At 68.3% G+C, this 7,925-nt stretch carries 8 protein-coding genes; 5 read left to right on the forward strand and 3 right to left on the reverse strand.

The genetic code is table 11. From position 1 onward, the window contains the following. The first annotated feature begins 36 nt into the window (after positions 1–36). The 4 genes from E5198_RS13955 to E5198_RS13970 all read left to right on the forward strand — a co-directional run bounded on the left by E5198_RS13955 (position 37) and on the right by E5198_RS13970 (position 4,824). The gene (locus E5198_RS13955; protein WP_136490603.1) at positions 37–2,265 is read left to right on the forward strand and encodes an Ig-like domain-containing protein; all 2,229 of its coding nucleotides are present in this window, start codon (positions 37–39) and stop codon (positions 2,263–2,265) included. Positions 2,266–2,416: 151 nt separating this feature from the next. After that, positions 2,417–2,908 (forward strand): curlin, encoded by a 492-nt coding sequence (locus E5198_RS13960; RefSeq protein WP_136490604.1) that lies wholly within the window; start codon positions 2,417–2,419, stop codon positions 2,906–2,908. A gap of 54 nt (positions 2,909–2,962) precedes the next feature. Then, positions 2,963–4,420, forward strand: coding sequence for a curlin (locus E5198_RS13965; protein ID WP_136490605.1), 1,458 nt, complete (start codon positions 2,963–2,965; stop codon positions 4,418–4,420). 65 nt (positions 4,421–4,485) lie between these two features. Then, positions 4,486–4,824 carry a hypothetical protein gene (locus tag E5198_RS13970; RefSeq protein ID WP_136490606.1) on the forward strand — a complete coding sequence of 113 codons (339 nt, stop codon included), beginning with the start codon at positions 4,486–4,488 and terminating at the stop codon, positions 4,822–4,824. Between the two features lie 35 nt (positions 4,825–4,859). On the opposite strand, the gene E5198_RS13975 is transcribed toward E5198_RS13970, so the two are convergent. The 3 genes from E5198_RS13975 to csgE are packed head-to-tail and all read right to left on the reverse strand — an operon-like array spanning position 4,860 to position 6,596. Continuing rightward, positions 4,860–5,714 (reverse strand): CsgG/HfaB family protein, encoded by an 855-nt coding sequence (locus E5198_RS13975; protein WP_136490607.1) that lies wholly within the window; start codon positions 5,712–5,714, stop codon positions 4,860–4,862. A gap of 46 nt (positions 5,715–5,760) precedes the next feature. After that, complete coding sequence (locus E5198_RS13980) at positions 5,761–6,162, reverse strand: curli assembly protein CsgF (RefSeq protein WP_136490608.1); 402 nt, start codon at positions 6,160–6,162, stop codon at positions 5,761–5,763. 2 nt (positions 6,163–6,164) lie between these two features. Further along, positions 6,165–6,596 (reverse strand): curli production assembly/transport protein CsgE, encoded by a 432-nt coding sequence (gene csgE, locus E5198_RS13985; RefSeq protein WP_372239889.1) that lies wholly within the window; start codon positions 6,594–6,596, stop codon positions 6,165–6,167. Between the two features lie 229 nt (positions 6,597–6,825). Here csgE and E5198_RS13990 point away from each other — a divergent pair. Then, positions 6,826–7,925 (forward strand): ExeA family protein (locus E5198_RS13990; RefSeq protein WP_136490610.1); only part of this gene is annotated, 1,100 nt, incomplete at its 3' end.

A 7,925-nucleotide genomic window follows, 5' to 3' on the forward strand; every position in this document is an offset into this window, starting at 1 on the left:
GAGACAAGCTCACTCGAATTCGAGCCTGGAGGCATCATGAACAAGCAGCTAGGAATAGCAGTGACCGCTCTGGGGCTGTTCGCCTTGACCGGCACTGCGCAAGCGGTACTCAAGGCCGTCGACCCCGGCCCCTACACGGGGGCGACCGGCGGATTTCCCCTCTGGTACCAGGACAACAACGATCTCCAGCTGGAACTGTGCCGCTCCAAGGCGGTGCTCGGCGGTCCCGGCAACTACCTGTGCACGCTGATCCCCGAACCGGGCGTGTTCGACGACACCCAGCCGCTGATCTTCCCGGCCAACTGGCCGTCAGAACTGTTCTGGTTCCTGGCCGAGACCACCATTCCTGCCGGCGCCGTCGCCGGCTACTCGCTGGATGCCTACGTCGCCGGCATCGAGGCAGCCTTCGGCCAGGAACTGCCGCAGGAAGGCGACCAGGTGAGCTTCAGCCGCATCCGCATCCGCGCCTCGGTGCCGGTGGCCGGCACCTACACCATCACCCACCCGTATGGCGTGGACACCGTGGTGGTGACCACCCCCGGTCGGCGGGCGATCAACATGACCCGCGACATCGGCATCGGCGCTCCGGGCGTGTTCACCGGCGCCATGACCGGCGATGTCGGCCCCTTCCTGACCCGGGTCGGCGGGCCGATCACCGCCACCAACCCGGAAACCGGCGAGACCGAAACCTTCATCGGCAACCCCAACCTGCCGGAGCAGGTGACCGGCGGCCTGAACGGCGTCAACTTCGTGCGCATCCAGGGCCCGGCGGGCACGCTGCAGACCAACCTGTTCACCCTGTCGGGCAAGGTCGCCGACACGCGGGCGCCGACCCAGGTGGAGGTCGAGCGCAGCACCTACAACCGCACCAGCGCCGGCACCCGCATCTCGGTGTTCGCCAAGACCCCGCCGGCCAACGCCAGCACCAACGTCTGCTACCGCGAAACCCTGGCGCTGGTCCCCGGCACCACCCCCTCGCCGTGCCTGTTCAACCTGACCAGCAACAACAACGGCTACTTCTTCGCCAACAACCCGCCGCAGCAGGCGCTGCCGCCCTTCCTGGTGGTCACCGCGACCGCCCCTAACGGCACGACCCGGCCGACCGCGCTGTCGAGCCGGCTCACCGACGTGGTGAAGATCGGCACCGCCCGCTTCTCCTGGGCCAACCGCACCCTGACCATCGAGGCCAGATCGAGCGACGAAGTGGTGGTGCCGGACATGGCCGCGGACGGCTACGGCCGCCTGAGCAAGTCGGGAACCCTGCAGACCCTGACCGTGACCAACCTCGAGCAGCCGCCGGCCAGCGTCACCGTGAAGTCGGCGGCCGGCGGCTCGGACACCGAAATGGTGACGGTGGTCGGCAGCGCTCCGGTGGTCGGCGCCAACCAGCTGCCGCTGGCCGTGGCCGACTCGGCCTCCACCACCGCCGGGGTGCCGGTGACCATCAACCCGCTGGCCAACGACAGCGATCCCGACAACGACACGCCGCTCACCTTGATCGACCTTTCGGCCCTGGCGCCGGCCCCGGCGCGCGGCAGCATCACGCGCAGCGGCAACTCGGTGGTCTACACCCCGCCGACCGTGGTCAACGGCGCACCGCTGGTGGAAACCTTCACCTACCGCGTGCAGGACGCCCGTGGCGGCCAGTCGACTCCGGCCACCGTCACCGTCACCGTGGCGGCCAACCGGGCGCCGACGGCGAACAACGACACCGCCGCCGCCTCGACGGCACCGGTGACCATCGCCGTGCTGAACAACGACACCGACCCGGAAGGCAACGTGCCGCTCAGCGTGGTCAACCTCTCCGCGGTGACCGGCGGAGGCACCGTCAGCACCGACGGCACCACGGTGACCTACACGCCGCCGGCCACGGTGACCGCCGCCTTCAACGCGACCTTCACCTACCGGGCCCGCGACTCGCTCGGCGCCGTCTCGGCGACTCCGGCGACCGTGACCGTGGCGGTCACCCCGCCGCCGGCCGTGGCCGAGAACCTGACCGTGGCGACGGCCACCGTGACCCGCCGCACCGGCAACCGCTTCCGCTGGGATCTGAGTGGGCAGACCTCGCGGGCCAACGGCAACACCATCACGGTCAGCGTCTCCACCACCGCCGGGCCGCTGAACCTCGGCACCGCCACCCTGACCGCCGCCGGTCGCTGGCGGTTGTCGGTGGAAACCACCGGGGCCGGGCCGTCGGCCAACCCCACCGCCACCGTTCGTTCGGCCTTCGGCCGGGTGGTGACAGTACCGCTGCAGGTCCGCTGAGCCCTGCACCAGCCTCCCGCTCCTCAGGTCGCCCGGTAAGCGCCTGAGTCGGGAGGCCGGTTCGGCTTCTCGAGGCTGAGAAGCCACACGACATCGAATCCGGACAGATGGTCACGTCCGGGTGGTGAAAGGACGGTGAAAGGATATTGCCATGCCACCGCTTACCCGCTTTGACAGGCGTTGCTTCGCGGCCCTGCTCGCCCTCTGCCTCGGCAGCACGGCCGTGCAGGCTGCAGACCTGATGGAGAACTTCGATCTGGCAGGCAATGCCGATCTGTTCGAGCAGTTCAACCTTCCGGCTTTCCTGCCGCCCGGCCAACAGGCCGTGGTGCGGCAGCAGGGCGAGGCCAACCGGGCCACGCTGACCCAGAACGGCCAATCCCTGCTGGGCCAGATCGTTCAGGACGGCAGCGCCCAGGAAGCCTTCATCCTCCAGCAAGGCACGGACCAGTTCGCCCTGATCAGTCAGCAGGGCACGGGCAATCGCGCCGCCATCGTGCAGAACGGGTCCGACAACCAGGCGCTCATCGTGCAGAACGGCGCCTACAACTCCGCTCGCATCGAGCAGTCCGGAGCAGGGCTGCACAGCAGCATCGCGCAATACGGCAACAACCAGAGCGTGCTGATCCACCAGTACCGCTGAGGTCGGTGACTCTCTCGTCATGCGTCAACAAAAGGCATACCAGGAGGCAACACCATGTTCCAGTTCAAACCCCTCGCCGCAGCAGTACTGGCCGTCATCAGTGTCCAGGCCATGGCCGACGACAGCACGTCCAGCCAGAGCCAGAGCGGCAACTACAACCTCGCCGACGTGATGCAGAGTTCGGCCAGCTACAGCACCGCCGAGCAGAGCCAGAACGGCAGCCACAACGGCGCCGCCATCTGGCAGAGCTACACCACCAGCACCGCGACCCAGACGCAGAAGGGCAGCACCAACACCGGCTTCATCGAGCAGGACAGCGACTGGATGAGCCTGACCGAGCAGAAGCAGAACGGCTCCGGCAACGATGCCGCCAGCAGCCAGATCTTCGGCACCCTGGAGAGCCTCTCCAGGCAGGTGCAGCGCGGCCCGGACAACGGCGCCTACACCTGGCAGGAAGGCACCCTCTACAACGAGGCGGTCATCCACCAGGAGGGCCATGCCGTCGGCGGCAACACCGCCAATATCGACCAGATCGGCGGCATGGACAACGTCGCCCACATCCGCCAGGAGGGCGACCTGAACCGGGCAGCGACCCTGCAGGACGGCAACGCCCTGGCCAGCCAGATCGAGGTGAAGCAGTACGGCGAAGGCAACGATGCCTATGTCGAGCAGATGGGCGGCGAGGACAACTACGCGCGCACCAACCAGAAGGGCTACAACAACTACGCGACAACCTGGCAGGAGAACCAGTACCAGAGCGACGCCTCCATCCGCCAGGACGGCAGCCTCAGCGAGGCGGTGATCGACCAGACCGACGGCGCCTGGAACCAGGCCTCGGTGGTGCAGCTCGGCGACGAGAACGCCGTGCAGGTGGAGCAGTACGACGCCCTCGGCATGCGCGCGGAAGTCTTCCAGAGCGGCATCGGCAACCTCGGCTACGTCTACCAGGAAGGCAGCGACCACATCCTCACCGCCTCCTCCCGCGGCAATGGCAACCAGATCTATGCCGGCACCTCGCTGGATCCGAACAACGGCGGCCAGTACGGCAGCTACCAGTACGCCTCGCTGCGCCAGAAGGGCAGCGACAACGTCATCAGCATGCGCCAGGACGGCAGCGACCAGACCCTCGACCTGAGCCAGCGCGGCAACGGCAACCAGGCCACGGTGGCCCAGACCGACAGCTACAACGAGCTGTATTTCGAGCAGGAAGGCAGCGGCAACATGCTGGTGGTCAACCAGAGCGGCAGCTACAACTATGCCGGCGGCACCAGCAGCGGCACCGACAACCTGGTCGAGCTGGATCAGTCGGGCAGCGGCAACGTCGCCGAGGTCGCCCAGCTGTACGGCGACAACAACCTCGCCAGCATCGTGCAGAGCGACAGCGGCAACTATGCCATCGTCACCCAGGGCGGCTCGGGCAACGAGGCCTACGTGAACCAGGTGAACTTCGGCCACACCGCCTACGTCAGCCAGTTCGGCACCGGCAACGTCGCCAACGTCAACCAGAACTGAGCCTGCCGTCCTTGCCTGCCGCCCCTCGCGGGCGGCATTTTTCTGTCCAGCGGAGGTAGGCACGCATGCCGCTTCTCAGCCTGACCGGGTTGCTGCTGGCCGCGACCGGCAGCGTCGCCGTCGACTTCGAACTGCGCCAGCCGGCGCCCCGCCAAGCCGCGGTGCACCTGTGCTTCCGCGGCACGGGCCAGCAGGTCCGCTACGAACTGGAGGTGCTCGCCCAGGGGCCGGCGGGACGCAGCCGCTCGCGCCAGGCGGGCCGGCTCGAAGCGGGCGAGGAGGCGCGCTGCCCGCTGGCCGATGGCGTGCGGATGGCCGGCGCCAGCCGGATCGAAGGCCGCTTGCTCTGGTGGGTGGATGGACTGGAGCAGCCTACCGAAACCCGCGAGCTGCGACTCGAATAGCCGCAGCCCACGGGCCGGCCATGGGCGTCTGGGCGCTACTGCGCGGCGGCGGTGGCCTGCCCGTGGGTCATGTACTTGGGCAACGAGGTATTCTCGAAGGTGCCGGCATCCGCGGCCTGCCACAGGCGCCGCTCGATGCCCTGGGCCACCAGGTGGGCGACCGCCGCCTCGATGGCCGACAGCACGCACAGCTGCGCCGGCTCGTTGGTGGTGTAGCCGGCCTCGGCCTCGAGCAGCTCCTGGAACTCGATGAACTTGAACACCCCGGCGCTGCGGCTGACCGAGTAGATGGTCTTGCTGGTCATCACGTTGGCCAGCACCTGGCCGCTGCGCACGTCCACCGCCCGCAGGTTGACCGACACCTGGTCCACGCGGTACTCGGCGGACAGGCCGATGCCCAGGTAGCGGGCACCCTCGCCACCGCTGCGCACGTTGGTGTCGTAGGCGACTATGCCGCCCTCCAGCAGGATGTTGGCCGCCTGCAGCGAAGGCAGGTTGGCCTGGATGTTGGCCGGGGTGTCCGGCTTGCTCTGCGAGGCGCGGATGATCTTGCGCTCGGTGAGGACGTTCTGCAGGCCCTCGCGCTCCAGCACCACGAACCAGCCGCTGGCCTGCAGCGCATCCACCAGCATGCTGGCGCCGCCCTGGGTCACGCTGGTGGAGAAGGAGCTGGCCGGGGTCGGCTTGTACTGGCCGGTCTGGTCGCGGAAGCCGTACACGGCGGCCACCAGGCGCCCCTTGGGACGCGGCAGGGCGAGCAGGTCGTAGTAGGTGGAAGCCCGCGGGGTGAGGGTCGGAATCTCCGGCTCCTTCTCGGCGGGCATCGGCTCGCGCAGGGCGCACCCCTGCACGGCGGCTAGCAGCACTGCCATCGCGATGATCTTGTTCATGGTCCTGAGCTTCCTGCTTCTATGCCAGCGGCGGTCGATTGATGGGCTAGAGTCCGTCGACGATGACCTCGGCGACCTCCCCCGTCAGCCGGTCGGTGATCACGATCGTCAGGGAGCCGTCGACATCCACGATATCGATGAGGAAGGAGTCGGTGGTCAGGCTGCCGGTATTGCCGTTCTCGATGTTGGCGAGCAGTTGCGAAAGCAGGCGCGACTCCAGCTGGCTGGTGAAGCGCTGCAGGGCCGTGGTGCCGGTCCCCGTGCCCCCCAGGTCCGGGTCCTTGTGGTCGTTCTGCGCCTGGGCGTTGGCCAGCAGCCAGGGGCCGTTCAGCGGGTTGCCGCCGAAGGCCGGGTTGACCGGGGTGTAGACCAGTTCGGTGGCCTGCACCGGCGCCAGCAAGCAGACACCGGTGAGCCCGAGACAGGCCGCGAGAGGGCGTTTTTTCATGGTCATAGCTCATCCTTGTCCAAGTCGTAGGTGTCTTGCAGCAGGCTCTCCAGCTTCTGGCGCGTGACGGCTTCCTGGATCAGGTCGGCAGCCTCGTAGGCCACCGGCTGCACCTCGGAAACGTTCGGCGCCAGAAAGCGCCGGTACAGCGTGCGGCCCTCGTACTCGACCCATACCAGGCTCCCCCAGCGCGCCGAAGGCCGTTCCCTGACCACCAGGTTGAAGTCCAGCCGGCTGGTGTCGCGCAGTCGCTCGGAGAAGTAGCGGTAGAACTCGTGGCCGATGTGGGAAATGCTGTTGTCGACGATGAAGCCACGGATCTCGTCCTCTTCTTCGGCCGCCTGCAGGGGCGCCTGCAGGGGCGCCGCCAGCAGCGCGCAGGCCAGACCCAAGGCGCGGAAAAGCGCTGGCCTGCGCAGCAGGCAGGCCAGCACGCAACCAGACGAATCCCCCGTTGATGGTCTTTGAGTTTCCATGGCGTTTCCCGCCTGTTTTTTGTTTCCCCATTTCGAGCGTAGTCCATCGCCCCTGATGCGCCAGTAGCAAAAAACTGCTGGTCGGGCCGACTCGCGCCCTGTGCCAGGCGGACTATGCTCAACCCTGGAAGAAGACCTGCGGGGGACGGCGCCGCCCTGCGCCGTGCAGCAGACACGGAAAGCCATCATGTACAAGCAGCATTTCGGCCTCACCGAGACGCCCTTCTCGATCTCGCCCGACCCGCGCTATCTGTTCATGAGCGCGCGGCACCGCGAGGCACTCGCCCATCTGCTCTACGGCCTGCGCATCGACGGCGGCTTCGTGCTGCTCACCGGCGAGGTCGGCACCGGCAAGACCACCCTGTGCCGCTGCCTGCTGGAGCAGGTGCCGGAAAACTGCGACATCGCCTTCATCTTCAATCCCAAGGTGAACGTGCTGGAGCTGCTGCGCACCCTGTGCGACGAACTGCATATCGAGCTGCCCGCCAACCTGCGCGGCCTCAAGGCGCTGGTCGACCGCCTCAATGCCCACCTGCTGGCCAGCCACGCCCGCGGGCGCAAGACGGTGCTGATCGTCGACGAGGCGCAGAACCTGTCCAACGACGTGCTGGAGCTGCTGCGCCTGCTGACCAACCTGGAGACCAGCCAGCGCAAGCTGCTGCAGATCATCCTGCTCGGCCAGCCGGAACTGCGCGAGCGCCTGGCGCAGCCGCAGATGCGCCAGCTGGCCCAGCGCATAGTCGCGCGCTACCACCTGGAGCCGCTGTCGAGCCAGGAGGTCAGTACCTACGTGCAGCACCGCCTGGCGGTGGCCGGCGCGCGCGCCGCCCTGTTTCCGCCGCGCGTGCTGCAACGCCTCTACCACCTGAGCGGCGGCACGCCGCGGCTGATCAACCTGATCTGCGACCGCGCCCTGCTCGGCGCCTACGTCAGGGGCCGGCAGGCCGTGGACAGCGCCACCCTGAAGCGCGCCGCCCGCGAGGTGCTGGGCGAGCCCGGTGGCAGACCGCCGGCACGCCTGCCGCCGACGCTGACCACGGCCCTCGCCGTGGCCGTGCTCGCCGGACTGGCCGTGGCCATACAGCACGGCCTGCCCGTCCCGCAGCTGCCGCGCCCCGCGCCCCCGGTGCAGATTGAGCAGCGCAGCGAAGCGACCGCGCCGGTGGCCGCGGACCGCCCCGCCCCGCCGCTTGCCGTCGTCCCGGCAGCGGACCGCGAACCTGCGCCGACAGAGCAGGAGACGCCGCCGCTGGCGGCCAGCGACAGCGCTCCCGCGCCGGCCGCTGC

Origin of the sequence: Pseudomonas sp. A-1, from assembly GCF_004801855.1 — a bacterium.
In the GTDB taxonomy this organism is placed as follows: domain Bacteria; phylum Pseudomonadota; class Gammaproteobacteria; order Pseudomonadales; family Pseudomonadaceae; genus Geopseudomonas.

Coding starts and splice junctions, on each gene's coding strand:
- E5198_RS13955 (WP_136490603.1), top strand. CDS start 37: ATGAACAAGCAGCTAGGAATAGCAGTGACCGCTCTGGGGCTGTTCGCC.
- E5198_RS13960 (WP_136490604.1), top strand. CDS start 2,417: ATGCCACCGCTTACCCGCTTTGACAGGCGTTGCTTCGCGGCCCTGCTC.
- E5198_RS13965 (WP_136490605.1), top strand. CDS start 2,963: ATGTTCCAGTTCAAACCCCTCGCCGCAGCAGTACTGGCCGTCATCAGT.
- E5198_RS13970 (WP_136490606.1), top strand. CDS start 4,486: ATGCCGCTTCTCAGCCTGACCGGGTTGCTGCTGGCCGCGACCGGCAGC.
- E5198_RS13975 (WP_136490607.1), bottom strand. CDS start 5,714: ATGAACAAGATCATCGCGATGGCAGTGCTGCTAGCCGCCGTGCAGGGG.
- E5198_RS13980 (WP_136490608.1), bottom strand. CDS start 6,162: ATGAAAAAACGCCCTCTCGCGGCCTGTCTCGGGCTCACCGGTGTCTGC.